This is a genomic window from Micromonospora humi, assembly GCF_900090105.1.
GTDB classification, from domain to species: domain Bacteria; phylum Actinomycetota; class Actinomycetes; order Mycobacteriales; family Micromonosporaceae; genus Micromonospora; species Micromonospora humi.
The window spans coordinates 381,517-398,975 of sequence record NZ_FMDM01000001.1 but is presented as its reverse complement, the minus strand read 5'-3'; the positions used below and the strand labels follow the sequence as shown (position 1 = coordinate 398,975).

Sequence of the window (17,459 nt, the reverse complement as noted above, 5' to 3'; positions counted from 1 at the left end):
CGACATACGTCGTCCTACCGATCCCCCGACGACCCGGTGGTGAAAGTGTCCGGAGGTCGTCGGGCACCGGACCAGGGAAAGGGTGGGTGCGATGTTGATCACCACGCCCGTGGGGAGTCGGGAAGCCGTCAACGCGTCGCGCTGGCCGGTGCCGGAGGAACGCCGCACCGTCACCGTGCTCTTCGTCGACATCGTCGGCTCGACCGCCCTGGTGGAACGACTCGACCCGGAGGACGTGCGGGCGCTGCAACGGGTCTACTTCGGCACCGTCGGCGGCGTGCTGCGCCGCTGGCGGGGCGTGGTCGAGAAGTACGTCGGCGACGCGGTGATGGCGCTGTTCGGCGCGCCCGACTGCGACGGCTTCGACGCGTACCGGGCGGTGCGGGCCGGGCTGGAGATCCAGGCGGCGCTGGACCGACGGTCGCCGGGCGACGCCCGGCTGCGGGTACGGGTCGGGGTGGCCACCGGCGAGGTGCTGGTCGACCTGACCGGGGCCCGCGACGGCGGACACGGCGCGGCCAGCGGCGCGGTGATCACCACCGCGGCCCGCCTCCAGGAGTACGCGCCGCCCGGCGGGGTGGTGGTCTGCCCGACCACCCGGCGGGCGGTCGCCGGCCTGGTGGACCAGCGCCCGCTCGCCACCGTGAACCTCGCCGGCAAGGCGTCGCCGCTGGACGTCTGGCGGGTGACCGGGCTGTCCCGGCACCGGCCGGCCCGGCATCACGGCCCGTTCATCGGTCGCCGGCGCGAACTGGCGGGCGCTGCCGACGCGGTGACCCGGGCGCTGCGCGAGCGCCGTCCACGATGGATCTCCCTGACCGGGCCGCCCGGCAGTGGACGCAGCCGGCTCCTGCACGAGCTGACCCGGGCCGTCGCCCGGGTGGACGGCACCGCGGTGCGCTGGTGCGTGGCGCACTGCCCGCCGTACCCGGACGGGGACCTCGCTCCGCTGGCCGGCCTGGTCCGCGCGCTGCTCACGCCGGAGCCGGCCGGCGTACGCGCGCTGCCCGGGTCGGTGCCGCGGTGGGTCGCCACCGCCCCCGCGCTGGCCGCGTTCCTCGCCGCGCCCCGCGACCCCGCCGCGGGCGCCCGGGCCGCGGCGGCCTGCCGCGACCTCCTGCTCGACCGGGCCACCGGGAGCCCGGTCGTGGTGGCCGTGGACGACCTGGACCGGGCCGCACCGGCGCTGCACCGCTTCCTGCGCCAGTTGCACGCCGCCGCCGGCGACCGGGGACTCGCGCTGGCGGTGGTCACCACGCACGGCGCCGGACCCGCCGACCCGTGGTCCGGGCCGCTGGGCCACCGGCCCGGGGTGTGGTTGCCGCCGCTGGGCGCCCGCGACACCGGTCGCCTGCTGCGCCACCTGCTCGACCGGGCCGGCCGGCCCGCCGCCCTGGCCGCGCGGCTGCTGCCGCTGGTCGGCGGCAACCCGGGCGTGGCCGCCGCCTACGCCACGGCCGACCCGGCCGACGAGCCGGCCGGGGTGCCCGCCGCGGTACGCCGGCTGGTGGACGCCCGGCTGGACACGCTGGACGGCCGGCAGCGGGCGGTGCTGATGGCCGGGGCCGCGCTGGGCGGCCCGATCGTCGCCGCCACTGTCGAGCGGATGCTCGGCTGGCCGGCCGGGCAGGCCGGGCCGGCGCTGCGCGCCCTGGCTACGGCCGGCCTGCTCCGCCGACCCGACGCCGCCTCGGTGGGCTCGGTCCGCTCGGCCGGCTCGGACCGGTCCACCGGCTCGGCCGGCTGGACGATCGTCGAGCCGGTGGTGGCCCGGGTGGCGGCCCATCGGCTGCCCCGCGCGGTGCGGGCGGAGTTCGCGCGCCGACTGGTCGAGGGCGTGCCGGACGCGGTGCTCCGGACCGACCAACCGAGTGCCCTCGCCACCGCCCGGCCCGCGACCAACGCCGGGCCCGGTGCCGACGACCGGCCGGGTGCCGGTGTCCGGGCCGGAGCCAACGCCGGACCGGGTGCCGGCGCCGCCAGGACCGGCGCCACGAGGTGGACCGGCGCCGCCAGGACCGGCGCCGCGAGGGGGACCGGCGCCGCCAGGACCGGCGCCGCGAGGGGGACCGGCGCGGCGAGGGGGACCGGCGCGGCGAGGGGCGCGGTCGCCGTGCGGGGCGCAGCCTTCGGGCCAGGGGCGGGTGCTGCCGTCCGGGCAGGCACCGGCGTCGCCCGGGACACCGACGGCGGATCGGGTGCCGGCGTCGACCCGGCGGGCGGCGTCCGGCCGGGCCACGACATCGGGACGGCAGCCGCCGCGCGGGCGGGTGCCGGTGTCGTCACGGCCGGAGACATCGGGCCCGAACCGGGTCGCGGGGGCGGCAACCGTGCCACGGGTGGGCCGGACGCGGACGCGGGTCGTCGCACGGCCGGCCCGTCGAACGAGGCTCCCGTCGCATGCCACGCGGCAGCGGCGGGTTCCGGGATCGGCGTTCCCGAGCGGAGCGCCGACGGGCGGGCGAGCTGCCCGCTCGGGGCGGGACGGTCGCGCCGGTCGGGAGGAGGGGCCCGACCGGCGCCCGTCCCGCCGTCCCGCTCCGCCGGATCCGACGCCGGGCCGGTGGTCGGGGCGGGACCCGGGTACGCCGGTTCCGGCGCGACCCGGGCCGGGCCACCGTCGAGGGCCGCGCCGGCCGGCGCGGGACCGGCCGGGGTGGACGCGCCGGCGCACCCGTTCGAGCGGGTCGCTCGCCGGTCCGGGCCGGCGCCGCGTGACCGGCGGGACCGGACGGCGCCGCCGGACACCACGCTCGGGCTCGCGGCCTGAGGAGCGAGTCCGGGTCGGAGCGGGCACGGGGCCACTCCGACCCGGGCGCGGCAGGTGTTAAGCGGGGCCCCTTCCTCTGCAGAATGCGTTAAGAGGGGGCCCCGCCTTTCACGACGCGGCTGCGGCCGCGAAACTCGGCCACCACCTCGTCGCCGCGCCGGACGGTGACGTCGTAGATGCCGCTGCGCCCGTGCCGGACCCGCTCGGTGGCGTACGCCTGGAGCACGTCGCCCTCGCGTACCGGGCGCAGGAAGCTGATCTCGCCGCCGGCCGCCACGGTGACCGGCCCGTGGCTGTTGCAGGCCAGGGCGAAGGCGGTGTCGGCGAGCAGGAACACGAAGCCGCCGTGGCCGATGGCGTGCCCGTTGAGCATCGCCGGGGTGACCCGCATCCGGGCCACCGCCGCGCCGTCGCCGGCCGAGACGAGCTCGATGCCGAGGCCTTTCGACGCCACGTCGGCGTCGAACATGTCGTGCGCCGCGGTGCGGTCGCCGTCGGCCGCCATCTCAGCGCTCCCGTCGCTGGTCGACGATGCGGCGCATCTTGCCCATCGAGCGCTCGACCCCGTCCGGCTCGATCACCCGGACCGCCACGGAGACCCCGATGGTGTTCTTGACCTGCTCGACCAGGGCCGCCCCGGCCCGCTCGGCCTCGTCCACCGCGGCGCCGGCACGCCGTTCCACGTGGACGGTGAGGGTGTCCAGCCGCCCCTGCCGGTCCAGCACGCACTGGAAGTGCGGCGACAGGGCGGGGGTGCGCAGGATCAGCTCCTCGATCTGGGTCGGGAACACGTTCACCCCGCGCAGGATCATCATGTCGTCGGTGCGTCCGGTGATCTTCTCGATCCGCCGCATCGGCCGGGCCGTGCCGGGCAGCAGCCGGGTCAGGTCGCGGGTGCGGTAGCGGACCACCGGCATGGCCTCCTTGGTGAGCGAGGTCAGCACCAGCTCACCCTGCTCGCCGTCGGGCAGCACCGCGCCGGTGAGCGGGTCGATGATCTCCGGGTAGAAGTGGTCCTCCCACAGGTGCAGACCGTCCTTGGTCTCCACGCACTCGACGGCCACCCCGGGGCCCATCACCTCGGAGAGCCCGTAGATGTCGAGCGCGTGCATGTCCAGCCGTTGTTCCAGCTCCCGGCGCATGTCCTCGGTCCACGGCTCGGCGCCGAAGACGCCGACCCGCAGCGAGGTGGCGCGCGGGTCGACGCCCTGGCGCTCCATCTCGTCCACGATGGCCAGCATGTAGCTGGGGGTGACCATGATGACCTCGGGTTCGAGGTCGCGGATCAGCATGACCTGCCGCTCGGTCATGCCGCCGGACACCGGGATCACCGTGCAGCCCAGTTCCTCGGCCCCGTAGTGGGCACCCAACCCACCGGTGAACAGCCCGTAGCCGTACGCGACGTGCACCCGGTCGCCGCGCCGGCCACCGGCGGCCCGGATCGAGCGGGCCATGAGCTTCGCCCAGGTGTCCAGGTCGGCGCGGGTGTAGCCGACCACGGTGGGGCGTCCGGTGGTGCCGGAGGAGGCGTGCAGCCGGGCGATCCGCTCCCGGGGCACGGCGAACATCCCGAACGGGTAGTTCTGCCGCAGCTCGGCCTTGGCGGTGAACGGGAAGCGGGCCAGGTCGGCCAGATCGCGTAGGTCGTCGGGGTGCGCGCCGGCGTCGGCGAACGCGCGCCGGTAGTGCGGCACGTGGTCGTAGGCGTGCCGCAGCGACCGGCGCAGCCGGTCCAGTTGCAGCGCCCGCAGCTCGTCGACGGTGACCCGCTCGACGGGATCCAGCTCGTCCGGACGAGGGGTGCGGTCCTGCACGTTGGCCTCCTGCGCGACGGGCCCGACGCCGCCGCGCCGGGCGAGATGCCGATCACCGTACGCCCGTACGGGCAGTCCTGCCAGGTCAGCGCCGCGGAGGTGACGGTCAGCGGGCGGCCGGCAGGCGGTGCAGCGCGTCGACGAGCGGGGCCAGCTCGGGGGTGCGCTCGGCCTCGGCCAGCGCGTCGGCGAGCACCCGGTCGTGGGTGGGTCGGGCCCGGGCCAGCAGCTCGGACCCGGCGGAGGTGAGCTCGGTGTAGATGCCGCGGCGGTCGTCGGCGCAGAGGATCCGGGTGAGCAGGCCGCGCTCCTCCAGCCGGGTGACCAGGCGGGTGGTGGCGCTGCCGGAGAGCGCGGCGGCGCGGGCCAGCTGCCGCATCCGCATGTGCCAGCCGTCCTGCCGGGACAGCGCGTCGAGCACCGTGTACTCCACGACGGAGAGGTCGTGCTCGGCCTGGAGGGCGCGCTCCAGCGCGGTCTCGATCAGGCCGTGCAGCGCGGCGAGCGTACGCCAGCCCTGGGCGCGGATCTGGACCGCGTCGTCGCCGATGCCCATCGGCCCTCCTCGGGTGTGACGTGGACGTCCCCCAGCCTAGCACGCTTGCGCCTATATAAAGCGCGTGCAACTATTTCGTTGCTGGCGCGGGTAGTTGCACGCGCTTTCTTCATCCTCACGCATGGAATGGGATGTCATGTCCTCACGCACCTCTCCGCTCCCGGGCGGCCTGCTGGCACTGGCGATCGGGGCGTTCGGCATCGGCCTCACCGAGTTCGTGATCATGGGGCTGCTCCCCCAGGTCGCCGCCGACTTCGCGGTCAGCGAGTCGGTCGCCGGCTGGCTCATCTCCGGGTACGCGCTCAGCGTCGCCGTCGGCGGGGTGGCGCTGACCGCCGCGGTCACCCGACTGCGGCGCAAGCCGGTGCTGCTCGGGCTGATGCTGCTCTTCATCGGCGGCAACCTGCTCTCTGCGCTGGCCGGCGACTACGCCACCTTGCTGGCCGGCCGGATCGTTGCGGCGCTCTGCCACGGCGCGTTCTTCGGCATCGGCGCGGTGGTGGCCGCCGGCCTCGTCGCGCCGGCCCGCCGGGCGGGCGCGATCGCGATGATGTTCGCCGGCCTCACCGTGGCGAACGTCCTCGGCGTCCCATTCGGCACGTTCCTCGGCCAGCACTTCGGCTGGCGGTCGACGTTCTGGGCGATCACCGGAATCGGCGTGGTGGCGCTGGCCGGGCTGGCGCTGCTGGTGCCCGGTCGAGGTCCGGCCACCGACGCCGCCACCGGCGGCGGCCTGCGCCGCGAGCTGCGCGCCTTCACCCGTCCGCAGGTCTGGTTCTCGCTGGTGGTCACCGTGCTCGGCTTCGGCGGCATGTTCGGCGCGTTCACCTACATCGCCTACACGCTGACCGAGGTGAGCGGCTTCGCCACCGGCACCGTCCCGTGGTTGCTCGTGCTCTTCGGTGTCGGGCTGTTCGCCGGCAACCTCGCCGGCGGCCGGGCCGCCGACCGGTCGCTGCCGGTCACCCTGGTCACCGTGCTCGCGGTGCTCACCCTGGTGCTCGTCGGCTTCGCGCTCACCGCCGCGAACCCGGTGCTCACCGTGGTCGCGCTGGTGCTGATGGGCGCGTTCGGCTTCGCCACGGTGCCGCCGCTGCAGATGCGGATCATGAGGTACGCCCACCGGGCCCCGACGCTCGCCTCCGGCGCCAACATCGCCGCGTTCAACCTCGGCAACGCGCTCGGCGCCTGGATCGGCGGCCTGACCATCAGCGCCGGCCTGGGCTTCACCGCCCCGATCTGGGCCGGCGCCGGCCTGACCCTGCTCGGCCTGGCGGTCCTGCTGCGCGCCGAACGCGCCGCCCGCCGCACCCCCACCACCCCGCCCCCCACCCCCACCCCACTGGACCTGTCCCCCACCCTTTCCTGACCCACCCACCCCACCCCTTCCGGACCCACCCACCCCGCAGCACCCACCCCCGCCCCGCACCCGCACCGCCACCCGCACCCGCACCCGCACCCGCACCCGCACCCGCACCCGCACCGCGATCTTGCAGTTCCGGCCCCCGAGATGGGCTGTTCGCACCCTTTGTCGGGGCCGAAAGTGCAAGATCGCGGACCGAACCGGAGCGGGCCGAACCGGGGCGGGGCGGACCGGGGCGGGGCGGACCGGGGCGGGGGTGGCGGCGGGGTGGGGAGGGCGGGGTTATGCTCGGGGTCGACCGGCGGTGGGGCCCGCCGTCCCGGGACGCGCCGGGAGAACCGCGACATCGCCAACGGTCCCTGCCAGTGATGCCCGTGCTGGTGGGAGGCACCGTGTCCCGACCGTCCGAGTCCCGCGTCGATCCCGACGTCGATCTCCGCGTACCCGCCGACCGGGCGGAGCTGACCGCGCACCCGGCGGCGGTGCTGGGCGTGATCGCCACCGGTGGCGCGTTGGGCGCGCTGGCCCGCGCCGGCGCCCAGGCCGCCGTGCCGCATCCACCCACCGGTTTTCCGTGGGCCACGTTCGGCGTCAACGTCCTCGGCTGCCTGTTGATCGGCGCGCTGATGGCGGTGCTGACGACCCGCCCGGCCGGCCCGCTGGTGCGGCCGTTCCTCGGCGTCGGGGTGCTCGGCGGGTTCACCACGTTCTCCGCGTACGCGGTCGACGCGCAACACCTGGTGGCGGCCGGGGTGCCGGGTACCGCGCTGGCCTACCTGGCGGCGACCGTGCTCGCCGCGCTGCTGGCGGTCGCCGCCGGGGACGCGCTGACCGGCCGGCTGCTGGCCCTCCGGGGCGGGGCGGCGCGGTGACCGCCCTGCTGATCGTGGTCGGCGCGGCGCTCGGCGCCCCGCTGCGCTACCTCACCGACCGGGCGGTGCAGGCCCGCCACGACTCGGTGTTCCCGTGGGGCACGCTGACCGTCAACGTGGCCGGGTCCCTGCTGCTCGGCGCGGTGCTCGCGGTGCCGGCCGACCCGGGGATCACGGCGCTCGTCGGCACCGGCTTCTGCGGCGCGCTGACCACCTGGTCCACGCTCAGCTACGAGACGCTGCGGCTGGCCCGTACCGGCCCGCGGCTGCACGCGTACGCGAATGTGCTCCTCAGCGTGGTCGCGGGCCTCGGCGCGGCCTTCCTCGGCTACGCGCTGGCCACCGCGGTGGCCGGTTGACGGGGCAGCCGGCGGGGCGGGACGGCGATAGCATCCGGCCAAGCTGCGAGAGGAAGCCGCCATGGAACCGCGCCATCTGGCCGACCGGGTCTGGTTGTTCCCCGGCGATCCCGATCCGGGCGCGATCCGGCCCGCCGTGGCGGTGGTCGCCGACGAGCGCGGCAGCGTGCTGGTCGACGCCGGCCACAGTCCCGCGCACGCCCGGGAGATCCGCGCCGGGCTCGCCGCCGCCCGGCTGCCGGAGCCGCGCTGGCTGGTCTACACCCACCACCACTGGGACCATGTCTGGGGCGCCTGCGCCTGGCCGGGCGTGGAGATCGTCGGGCACGAGGCCGGCGTGGCCCCGCTGCGCGCCGAGGCGGCCCGCCCGTGGAGCCACCGGCACCTGCGTGAGCGGGTGCGCGAGGAGCCCCGGCTCGGCCCCAGCTACCGGGCCCGGGCGCTCGCGATGGACGACTGGGAGGGCTTCGCGGTGCTGCCGCCGACCCGCACGTTCACCGACGAGCTGATGCTGCCCACGGGTGTGGTGCTGCGGCACGTCGGTGGCGGGCACGCACCGGACTCCACGGTGGTGCTGGTGCCGGACTCCCGGGTGCTGCTGCTCGGCGACTGCTGGTACCCGCCTCCGCTGCACGAGCGCTCCCCGACCGACGGGCCGGATCTGGAGCTGGCGCGCAGCCTGCTCTCCGACCACGTCGAGTGGTACGTCTCGGCCCACGACGAGCCGCTGCGTCGGGACCAGGCCCGCGCCGCGCTGGGCGACTGAGCGAGCGCGGCGCGGCACCGGTCAGCGCTTGCGGCGTTCCGGGTGGGCCCGGTTCCAGGCCCGCATCCGCTCCGGGTAGCCGGTGCGGGCCGCCTCGTAGAGCGGCACCGCGTGCCGCCGGGCGATCGTGCCGGCGACCCGGGGCGAGCCGGTGCGGCGGCGGATCCACTCCCCGTCGTGGGCGATGGCGACCACCGTGGTGTCGGTGGCGGTGGTCTCCGGCTCCAGATAGAACTCGACCCCGCGCCGGCTGGTCACGAACGCCTCCAGCTGCGCCAGGTCCTCCCGGTTCGCCTCGCGGTCGAGCTTCGTCGGGGTCGTCGGGTCGGCGGCTCGTCGACTGAACCAGCCCATGCCCGCCTCCTCTCCTCAGCGTCTCGACCAGTGCAGCACGCGCGGCTGGCAGGCGCCTGGGAGCCCGGTGGGAGTCGGCTGGGCCGCGCTCAGCCGGCCGGGCTCTTCGCGGCGGGCGGCTGGCGCAGCACCGGCACCAGCGCGAGCGTGGGCAGCAGGAGCAGCGGCACCACGCCGAGCGCGTTCAGCACGCCGAAGTGGTCGCCGAGGAAGCCGAGCAGCGGCGGCCCGGCGAGGAACGCGGTGTAGCCGATCACCGCGACCACGCTGACCCGGGCGGGTGCCCGGTCCTCGTCGTCGGCGGCGGCGCTCATCCCGACCGGGAACCCGAGCGACGCGCCGATCCCCCACAGCGCCACCCCGACCACGGCCAGCGGGCCGGAGCCGGCCAGCACGGCCAGGGCCGCGCCGGCGGCGGCGAGCCCGATGGTGCCGAACAGCACCGGCACCCGGCCCCAGCGGTCGATGGCGACCGTGCCGGCGGTGCGGCCGAGGGTCATGCCGACCACGAAGACCCCGAACACGGCGGCGCCGACCGCCTCGTCGACGCCGTACCCGTCCACGAACGCCACCGCCAGCCAGTCGTTGGCGCTGCCCTCGGTGAACGCCATGACCAGCACCAGCAGCCCCACCAGCAGGGTGCGCGGCTCCCGCCAGGCGGCCAGCAGCGCGCGCCGCCGGGCCGCCGGCGCGCCCGCGTCGGTCGACTCGGCCGGCGCGGACAGGAACGCCCGGGCACCGAGCAGCGTGCCGGTCAGGATCAGCACGGCCAGCACCGGCAGGTGCACCTCGACCGGTACGCCGAGCCGGGCGGCGCCCGCGCCCAGCCCTGCCCCGGCGACCGAGCCGAGGCTCCAGGCGGCGTGGAAGCGGGGCATGATCGTCCGGCCGAGCCGTTTCTCCACGGCCGCGCCCTCGACGTTCATCGCCACGTCGCACAGGCCGGAGCCGAAGCCGAACGCGGCGAGCCCGAGCCCGACGCCGACCGCCCAGCCGGCCAGGCCGGTGGCGAGGCCGGCCACCGTCATGCCGAGCGCGACCAGCACTGTCGCGACGACCACCGTGCGGGCCGGGCCGAGCCGCTGGGTGACCAGGCCGGCGGCCGGCATGGCCAGCAGCGCGCCCACCGACATGCAGAGCAGCAGCAGGCCGAGCCGGCCCGGGCTGAGGCCGAGCGCCTCCCGGGCCGCCGGCACCCGGGAGAACCAGCTCGCCACCGCGAGCCCGTTGAGGGCGAAGACGACGGCGACCCCGGTGCGGGCGGCCAGCACCGGCCGGGGCGCCGGTGGCCGTCGCGAGGCCGGTGCGTCGAGGGTCTTGCTCACGGTGCGGTCGTCCCTTCCGGCGAATGGTTCCCGACGACGATCGCACACCTGAGAGCGCTACCACCACAAGCCCGCCCGCCCCTTACCCGCCGCGGCCCGGACCGGGCATGATGCGACCCATGGGTACGCCTACCGCACGACCGGCCAGGCTCGACGACGTGGCCCGGGCGGCCGGGGTGTCCCGGGCCACCGCCTCGCGGGTGCTCGGCGGCTACGGCTTCGCCTCGGCGGACGCCCGGGCGCGGGTGGGCGCCGCCGCCGACCGCCTCGGCTACGTGCCGGACCGGACCGCCCGGGCGCTGGTGCGCGGGGCCGGGGTGCGGCTGGTGGTGGCCGTGGTGGGCCGCGACGACCGGGTCTTCGACGACCCGTACGTGCACCGGGTGGTGAGCGCGGCGTCGCGGGTGTGCGCGCCGCACGGGGTCGGGGTGGCGCTGGAGTGGCTGCCGCTGACCGATCCGTCCGGCCTGAGCCGCCTCGGGGCCGACCGGGGCGTCTGCGGCGTGATCCTGGTCAACACCACGCAGGCGGCGCTGGACGCGGTGCCGGCCCGGCTGCGCGGCCGGGTCGTCTCCATCGGACGGGGCTCGGCGACCGTGCCGTCGTTCGACGTGGACAACGCCGGCGGCGCCGGCGCCGTGCTGCGTCACCTGTACGCCACCGGCCGCCGGCGCATCGTCATGGTCACCGGCCCGCGCTGGCTGACCTGCGCGGAGCGGTCGGTGACGGCGTACCGGGAGCTGATGCGCGCGTCGGGGGCGCCGGCCCGGCTGGTGACCGGCGACTTCACCGCGACCCGCGGCGGTTCGGCGGCGCTGGCGGCGCTGCGCCGGTGGCCGGACCTGGACGCGGTCTACGCGGCCAGCGACGCGACCGCGTTCGGCGTGATCGCCGCGTTGCGCGGCCACGGCGTGCGGGTGCCGCACGACGTGGCGGTCGCCGGTTTCGACGACCTGCCGTACGCGGCGATGAGCAGCCCGGCGCTGACCACCGCCACCCATCCGGTCGACCGGATCGCCGCCGCGGCGGCCACGGCCGTGCTGACGGAGGCGCCGGTGGCGCCGAGCACCGCGTTCGCCTCGACGCTGGTGACCCGGGAGAGCGCCTGACCCGACGGCGGTCAGTGCTCCGGCCCGGTGACCGCCGCGTCGACCCGGCTGAGCACGGTGGCGTCGTCGTCCACGCCCACTCCGCGCAGCAGGTCGATGGCGGTGGCCCGGACCTGGCCGATGATCATCGCGAGCGGCAGGGTCGGACCGGCGGTGAAGAGCCGCCCGGCCGACCGCACCGCCTCCAGCGCCGCCGCGTCGGCGCGGCCGGCGTGCCCGTCGGCGACCTGCTCCTGTCCGCCGAGGTCGGCGGCCAGGGCGTCGCCGGCCGCGCGTACCGCCTCGGCCAGCGTGCGGACGGTGCCGCCGAGGTCGGCCGGCACCGGCGCGGCGCCGCGGGTGAACGTGACCGCGGCCCGGGCCAGCACGCGGACGTTGCGCACGGCGTAGTCGATCTGGCGGATCGAACCCTCCACCGAGCGCAGGCGGCCGAGGTGGCGACGGCGTCGGACGTTGAGCCGCAGCGCCTCGCCGGCGGCCTGGACCGCGCCGCGCAGCCGTTCCACAGCGGCGTCGGCGTGCCGGGCCCGTTCCAGCGCGGCCAGCGCGGCGGTGTCGTCGCCGTGGTCGAGCGCGTCGGCGATCTCGTCGAGCACGTCGGCCAGTTCCGCGAACGTGTGCCGGAACTCGGCGACCAGCGGGGCGAGCGGCCGGCGGGCGTCCACCAGCTGGCTGGCGACCACCGCCACCGCGCCGCCGATCAGCGCGTCGACGAACCGGAACGGGATCAGCGACTCGGTCGGCGGTGACACCACCACCAGGTAGAGCGCGGAGACCGCGGCCTGCACCACGGTGACCGAGCTGGCGCCGACCGCCACCGCCAGCGAGACGGTGAGCAGGATGACGGTGAGCACGGTCCAGGTGGTACGCGGGCCGAGCGCCTGCACCACCAGGTCGGCCACGAGCACGCCAGCGGCGACGCCGAGCACCACCTCGACCGCGCGGCGGATCCGCTGGCCGCGCGCCTGGCCGAGCACGATCAGCGCGGCGGCGGGGGCGAAGAACGGCTGCGGGTGCCCGACCAGTCGGGTGGCGAGCATCCAGGCGACGGTGGCCGCCACCGTCGCCTCGACGACCGGCAGCCAGCCCCGCCGCAGCCGCCCGGCCGCCTCGCGTACGGCTGTCGCGGCCCGTCCCGTGGTTCCCGCCATCAGCGACCTTCCTGTTCCACCCGCACCCATCCTGCGGCCTCCCGGGCCGGACGGCAGTGATCGGCGGCATCTGGTCCCGGGTCAGGCGCCGGTGAACGCGCGCAGCAGGGTGCGTACGCCGGCTCTCAGGTCGTCCCGGCTGGCCGGGGTGCCGGGCGGTGGCGCGCTGAGCGCCCCGGCGCCGACCAGGCGGTCGAAGAGCAGCCCGTCGACGAACGCCACGAACTGGTCGCCCTGCCGGACCGGGTCCGCGGCGCCGGCGCGGGCCAGCAGCTCCCGGGCCTGCACCCGCAGGACGCTGCCGTGGTGCAGGATGCGGCGCAGCTCGGGCCGGTGGGTTGCCTCCAGCAGGCACGCGTAGCGGGCGAGGGAGCGGCTGCGCCCGACGGTCAGCCAGCGGTCCAGCACCTCGGCCACCCCGGCGGCGAGCTGGTCGAGCCCGTCCGGCCCGAGCGCCGGGGCGGGGCCGGCCGGGGCCGTGGGCAGGTCGTGCGCGACCAGGTCCTCCCGGTCCAGGTCGGCCAGGCGTTGCACCACCGCCTCGATGAGGGCCTGCCGGGTACGCAGGTACGCCGAGGTGGTGCCGGGTGGCATCCCGGCCCGGGCGTCGACCGCGCGGTGGGTGAGCGCCCGCATGCCGCCGGCGGCGACCAGCTCCACCGCCGCGTCGGCGAGCACGGCCATCCGGGCCGCCCGTGTGCTCACGTCCGCCACCCCCTCGATCGGCTCCGTCGGGCGTAGTATCGCTTTCTACATCTGTAGAAGGAGGCACGGGGTGGACGACACGCACGCGGTGGTGGTCGGCGCGGGCATCGGCGGGCTGGCAGCGGCGCTGGCGCTGCATCGGCGCGGGTGGCGGGTCACCGTGCTGGAGCGCGCCGCCCGCCCCCGCGAACTCGGCACCGGCCTGACCCTGATGACGAACGCGCTGCGCGGTCTCGACGCGCTGGGCCTGGGCGACGCGGTGCGGCGCGACGGCACGCCCGACACCCCCGGCGGGCTGCGCGCCAGCTCCGGCCGGTGGCTGTCCCGGGTCGACGGCGCCGACCTGGAGCGCACGCTCGGCACCTCGGCGCTGGGCATCCACCGGACCGCGCTGCACCGCGTGCTGCGGCACGCGCTGCCCGCCGGGGCGCTCCGCACCGGCGTCGACGTCGTGGACGTCGACGCCGACGCGCCGGCGGTGACCTACCGGGCGGACGGTGGGGTCCACGACCTCGCGGCCGACCTGGTGGTCGGCGCGGACGGGCTGCACAGCCTGCTGCGCCGGCGGTTGTGGCCGGCGCTGCCGCCGCCGGCCTACTCCGGCTCCACCGCGTGGCGCGCGGTGGTCCCCTGGCCCACCCCGGTGGCGACGGCCGTCACCTGGGGCGCCGGGCGCGAGTTCGGCACCGTCCCGCTCGGCGACGGCCGGCTCTACTGGTACGCCGCGGACGTGGCGCCACCGGGCGGCCGGGAGCCGGACGAGCTGGCCGCGGTGCGGGAGCGGTTCGGCGACTGGCACGACCCGATCCCGGCGCTGCTGGCCGCCACGCCGCCGGAGGCGGTGCAGCGCACGGACCTGCTGCACCTGGCCACCCCGCTGCCGAGCTACGTGCGGGGTCGGGTGGCGCTGCTCGGCGACGCCGCGCACGCCATGACACCGCACCTGGGCCAGGGCGCGTGCCAGGCGATCGAGGACGCCGTGGTGCTCGGCGCCACCTGCGCGGGCGGGTCGACCGACCTGGCCGGCGCGCTGGCCGCGTACGACGGGCAACGGCGACCACGCAGCCAGGCCGTGGCCCGGGCGGCGCTGCGCACCGCGCGCTACGGCCAGCAGCTCCGTCACCCGCTGGCGCGGGCCCTGCGCGACACCGCGCTCCGGCTCACCCCGTCCCGGGCGGCGCTGCGCGGCATGGCCCGGTACGCCGACTGGCAGCCACCGGGCTGAGCGTCGGCGTACCGGGCCGGACGCTCAGCGGGCGACCAGCAACAGCAGGCCCCGGCCGCGCAGCAGATAACCGGTGCCCTGGCCGCCCAGCGCCGCCTCGGCGCCCGGCCGGGCCACCTGCTCCGGGCCCTCCGCCCAGGTGGAGGTGTCGGTGACCCGGTACCACTGCCTGCCGGCGCCCGGCGAGGGCAGCGTGAAGCCGACGTCCCCGGACCAGCCGTTGTAGGCGACGTAGATCGCCGACGCCGGATCGCCGAACTCGGTGCCGTCGATCCGCCACCCGAGCGCGTGGTTGTTCGGGTCGTTCCAGTACCCGGCGTCCGGGGCGGTCCCGGCCGGGGTGAACCAGGCGAGCTGGCCCAACCCGTTGCCGTTGCCGTCGGCGGACGAGTAGAACGTCGCCGGCCGCAGCGCCGGGTGCGCGGCGCGGAACGCGGCCAGGCGGGAGGTGAAGGCGCGGAACGCGCTCTGGTTCGCGTCCGGGTTCCAGGTCAGCCAGTTGGCCGACGAGTCGAGGTTGTACGGGTTGTTGTTGCACCGCACGCCGCGCAGCACCTCGTCGCCGCCGGTCATCATCGGGGTGCCGGCGGAGAGCAGCAGCAGCGCCTGGCCGGTGCGGGCGGCCCGGCGCTGGTCGGCCGCGGCGCCGCCCTGGTCCCAGGAGCGGTTGTCGTCGCTGCCGCCGTCGGACGGGCCGTACGGCCAGGGCTGGTTGTTGTTCTTCGCGTTGCAGGCGTAGAGGTCGCGCAGGGTGAACCCGTCGTGGGCGACGAGGAAGTTCACCGAGTTCCCCGGCCGGCGGCCGTCGTCGCCGTACAGGTCCGCGGAGCCGGCGAGCCGGGTGGCGAGCTGGCCCGGGGTGACCGGGTCGTAGCCCATCCGGTTCTGGTCGCTGCGCACCGTGTCCCGGTACTGGCCGTTCCACTCCGACCAGCCGGCCGGCAGGTTGCCCACCTGGTAGGTGCCGGCGCCGATCGCCCACGGCTCGCCGATCCAGTCCACGCCCGCGCCGCCGCCGGCCGGGCGGGCCGGCATCTCCCGGACGATCCGGTTGAGCGCGGTGCCCGGGTCGGTGCGGCTGTAGCGGTAGCAGCCGTGCTGGCAGGTGTTGCCGAGCACGGTGGCCAGGTCGTGTCGGAACCCGTCGACGCCGAGCGTGTCCTTCCAGTACGCCAGCGAGTCGACGATCAGGTCCTGGGCGACCGGGTGGTAGGTGTTGTAGTTGCCACCCACCCCGGTGTTGTCGTACGACGCCTGCCGGTCGGCGGTCAACGAGTAGTAGGTGGGGTTGTCCAGCCCGCGCCAGGACCACAGGTCGTAGGCGGTGGCACCGCCGATCGTGCGCGCCCCGCCCTCGCCGGTGTGGTTGTAGACCACGTCGAGCAGCACCTTGATCCCGGCGTCGTGGAACGCCTTGACCATGGTCTGGAACTCGCGGGTCGGGCCGCCCGGGGAGCGGTCGGCGGCGTACCGCCGGTCGGGGGCGAACCAGTTGAGCGTCATGTAGCCCCAGTAGTTGTCCCCGGCGGTGCCGGTCGGGTCGACGTCGTTGGTGTCGTTCTGCGTCTCCTGCACCGGCAGGAACTCCACCGCTGTCACGCCGAGCGAGGCGAGGTAGCCGGCCTTGGTCGCGGCTCCCCGGTAGGTGCCCCGCCAGGCCGCCGGCACGCTCGGGTCGTCGCGGGTGAGGCCGCGTACGTGCACCTCGTAGAGCACGTCGTCCTTGAACGCCCGGGTGGGTTTGACGCCGGTGGCGCCGGTCGCGACGGCGAGCACCGCGCCCTTCGGGGCGTACGGGCCGCTGTCCACGGTGCGGTGGGCCGGCCCGGAGGCGTAGACGGTGTCGTCGGTAGCGCCGGGGCGCAGCGGGTCGTGGCTGAGTTCCCGGGCGTACGGGTCGACGAGCAGCTTGTTGGGGTTGAACCGGTTGCCGGCGGCGTCCACGTCGGCCACGAAGCCGGCGGACGAACCCTTGGTCCAGGTGCTGGTCCACGGCCAGTTCGGCCCCCAGGCCCGGTAGCCGTACCAGATCGTGCCGGTGAGGCCGTGGGTGTCGCGCAGGGTGGCGACGTCGACGGTGACGCCGAAGACCGCCGACGCGTCGCGGGTGAGCACGTAGCTGACCTTCTCGGCGGCGCCGGTGGGCGCGGCGTACAGGTAGACGGCGATCCGGGTCGCGGCGGCGGAGTGGACCCGGAAGGTGATGGTCGAGCCGGTGGCGTCGTAGCGGGCGCCGAGCGCGCGGGCGTCGACGGCGGCACCGGCGGGTGGTGCGGCGGCGGTGAGGCCGACGGCGGACAGCACCGCGGCGAGCAGCAGGGCGAGGACCGGACGGGGTCTGGGCATGGCGGTCTCCGACGGGGACGCGGGTGGACGGTGCGTGCGGACGTCGGCCGACTTCCGGCTGTTGCAAAAACTTGCAAGTTTTGCCGGAAAGATAACAGTCGATTTCAATCAGGTAAAGAGGTCCGGGCCGATCGACCCTGGCCGCCCCCGGCCCGCCTGGTCCCCAATGGAGGTGAGGAGAGAGGGGGTCCGGATGAGCACGGAATCGTGGCGCCGGCAGCTGAGGTGGATGTACCGGGGTGGCCGACCGAACCGGCTCGCCCGGGTGCTGAACGGGCTCGCCGCGCGGCAGCACGCCGCCGGGCTCGGCCCCCGGCACTGGGTGACGCTGGAGGTGCGGGGCCGGCGCAGCGGCCGGACGGTCGCCCTGCCGCTGGTGGTCGCCGACCACCAGGGTGAGCGCTACCTGGTGTCGATGCTCGGCGACCGGGTCAACTGGGTGGCCAACGTCCGGGCCGCCGGCGGGCGGGCGGTGCTGCGCCACCGCGGCCGGGAGGCGGTCCGACTGGTCGAGGTCGACGTCGCCGACCGGCCGCCGATCCTGCGTCGCCACCTCGCACTCGCCCCCGGCGCGCGCCCGCACGTGCCGGTCGACAGGCACGCCCCGCTCACCGAGTTCGCGCGCGTCGCCCCGACCATCCCGGTCTTCCGGATCGTGGCGGACCGGCCGGCGCCGGAAACGGAGGAATGACAACCTTCCAGGATATCGATCGGGCGCGTTTGCGGGGTCGTCCGAATGGGAGA

At 76.2% G+C, this 17,459-nt stretch carries 16 protein-coding genes; 8 read left to right on the top strand and 8 right to left on the bottom strand.

From position 1 onward, the window contains the following. Window positions 1–91 precede the first annotated feature (91 nt). Window positions 92–2,770, top strand: a complete 2,679-nt coding sequence (locus GA0070213_RS32450; RefSeq protein WP_091055982.1) for an adenylate/guanylate cyclase domain-containing protein — start codon at window positions 92–94, stop codon at window positions 2,768–2,770. An 88-nt stretch (window positions 2,771–2,858) separates the two neighbouring features. On the opposite strand, the gene paaI is transcribed toward GA0070213_RS32450, so the two are convergent. The 3 genes from paaI to GA0070213_RS01725 form a co-directional block, all read right to left on the bottom strand. After that, window positions 2,859–3,275: a hydroxyphenylacetyl-CoA thioesterase PaaI gene (gene paaI / locus GA0070213_RS01735; RefSeq protein WP_091055979.1), complete on the bottom strand. Its 417-nt coding sequence runs from the start codon at window positions 3,273–3,275 to the stop codon at window positions 2,859–2,861. A gap of 1 nt (window position 3,276) precedes the next feature. Beyond that, window positions 3,277–4,584 (bottom strand): phenylacetate--CoA ligase PaaK, encoded by a 1,308-nt coding sequence (paaK, locus tag GA0070213_RS01730; protein WP_091055976.1) that lies wholly within the window; start codon window positions 4,582–4,584, stop codon window positions 3,277–3,279. Window positions 4,585–4,690: 106 nt separating this feature from the next. Next, entirely contained in the window at window positions 4,691–5,140 is a 450-nt protein-coding gene (locus GA0070213_RS01725) for a MarR family winged helix-turn-helix transcriptional regulator (protein ID WP_091055974.1), read from the bottom strand. A 136-nt stretch (window positions 5,141–5,276) separates the two neighbouring features. Here GA0070213_RS01725 and GA0070213_RS01720 point away from each other — a divergent pair, with 136 nt between their 5' ends. The 4 genes from GA0070213_RS01720 to GA0070213_RS01705 all read left to right on the top strand — a co-directional run bounded on the left by GA0070213_RS01720 (window position 5,277) and on the right by GA0070213_RS01705 (window position 8,500). Beyond that, window positions 5,277–6,509, top strand: coding sequence for an MFS transporter (locus GA0070213_RS01720; protein WP_091055971.1), 1,233 nt, complete (start codon window positions 5,277–5,279; stop codon window positions 6,507–6,509). A 374-nt stretch (window positions 6,510–6,883) separates the two neighbouring features. Beyond that, on the top strand, window positions 6,884–7,375 hold the full coding sequence (locus GA0070213_RS01715; RefSeq protein WP_245716231.1) for a FluC/FEX family fluoride channel: 492 nt from the start codon (window positions 6,884–6,886) through the stop codon (window positions 7,373–7,375). Further along, window positions 7,372–7,734, top strand: coding sequence for a fluoride efflux transporter CrcB (gene crcB, locus GA0070213_RS01710; RefSeq protein WP_091055966.1), 363 nt, complete (start codon window positions 7,372–7,374; stop codon window positions 7,732–7,734). The genes GA0070213_RS01715 and crcB overlap by 4 nt, the downstream gene beginning before the upstream one ends. A 61-nt stretch (window positions 7,735–7,795) precedes the next feature. Further along, window positions 7,796–8,500, top strand: coding sequence for an MBL fold metallo-hydrolase (locus GA0070213_RS01705; protein ID WP_091055964.1), 705 nt, complete (start codon window positions 7,796–7,798; stop codon window positions 8,498–8,500). Window positions 8,501–8,521: 21 nt separating this feature from the next. Here GA0070213_RS01705 and GA0070213_RS01700 read toward each other — a convergent pair whose 3' ends face one another. Together GA0070213_RS01700 and GA0070213_RS01695 are read right to left on the bottom strand one after the other, a co-directional pair. After that, entirely contained in the window at window positions 8,522–8,854 is a 333-nt protein-coding gene (locus GA0070213_RS01700; RefSeq protein ID WP_091055961.1) for a hypothetical protein, read from the bottom strand. Window positions 8,855–8,943: 89 nt separating this feature from the next. Then, the gene (locus tag GA0070213_RS01695) at window positions 8,944–10,179 is read right to left on the bottom strand and encodes an MFS transporter (protein WP_091055959.1); all 1,236 of its coding nucleotides are present in this window, start codon (window positions 10,177–10,179) and stop codon (window positions 8,944–8,946) included. 119 nt (window positions 10,180–10,298) lie between these two features. On the opposite strand from GA0070213_RS01695, the gene GA0070213_RS01690 reads away from it, so the two are divergent. Beyond that, window positions 10,299–11,288: a LacI family DNA-binding transcriptional regulator gene (locus GA0070213_RS01690; protein WP_091055956.1), complete on the top strand. Its 990-nt coding sequence runs from the start codon at window positions 10,299–10,301 to the stop codon at window positions 11,286–11,288. Window positions 11,289–11,299: 11 nt separating this feature from the next. Here the strand turns inward: GA0070213_RS01690 and GA0070213_RS01685 are convergent, their stop codons facing one another. Together GA0070213_RS01685 and GA0070213_RS01680 are read right to left on the bottom strand one after the other, a co-directional pair. After that, a complete protein-coding gene (locus GA0070213_RS01685; RefSeq protein WP_091055953.1) occupies window positions 11,300–12,439 on the bottom strand; it encodes an FUSC family protein in 1,140 nt (379 codons plus the stop codon). 81 nt (window positions 12,440–12,520) lie between these two features. Next, window positions 12,521–13,144 (bottom strand): TetR/AcrR family transcriptional regulator, encoded by a 624-nt coding sequence (locus GA0070213_RS01680; protein WP_245716210.1) that lies wholly within the window; start codon window positions 13,142–13,144, stop codon window positions 12,521–12,523. A 70-nt stretch (window positions 13,145–13,214) separates the two neighbouring features. Between GA0070213_RS01680 and GA0070213_RS01675 the strand changes: the two genes are divergently transcribed. Next, window positions 13,215–14,369, top strand: coding sequence for an FAD-dependent oxidoreductase (locus GA0070213_RS01675; RefSeq protein ID WP_091055950.1), 1,155 nt, complete (start codon window positions 13,215–13,217; stop codon window positions 14,367–14,369). A gap of 24 nt (window positions 14,370–14,393) precedes the next feature. Here GA0070213_RS01675 and GA0070213_RS01670 read toward each other — a convergent pair whose 3' ends face one another. Continuing rightward, window positions 14,394–16,715, bottom strand: coding sequence for an isoamylase (locus GA0070213_RS01670; protein ID WP_091055948.1), 2,322 nt, complete (start codon window positions 16,713–16,715; stop codon window positions 14,394–14,396). A gap of 193 nt (window positions 16,716–16,908) precedes the next feature. Here GA0070213_RS01670 and GA0070213_RS01665 point away from each other — a divergent pair, with 193 nt between their 5' ends. Then, complete coding sequence (locus tag GA0070213_RS01665; RefSeq protein WP_091055945.1) at window positions 16,909–17,406, top strand: nitroreductase/quinone reductase family protein; 498 nt, start codon at window positions 16,909–16,911, stop codon at window positions 17,404–17,406. Window positions 17,407–17,459 lie beyond the last annotated feature (53 nt).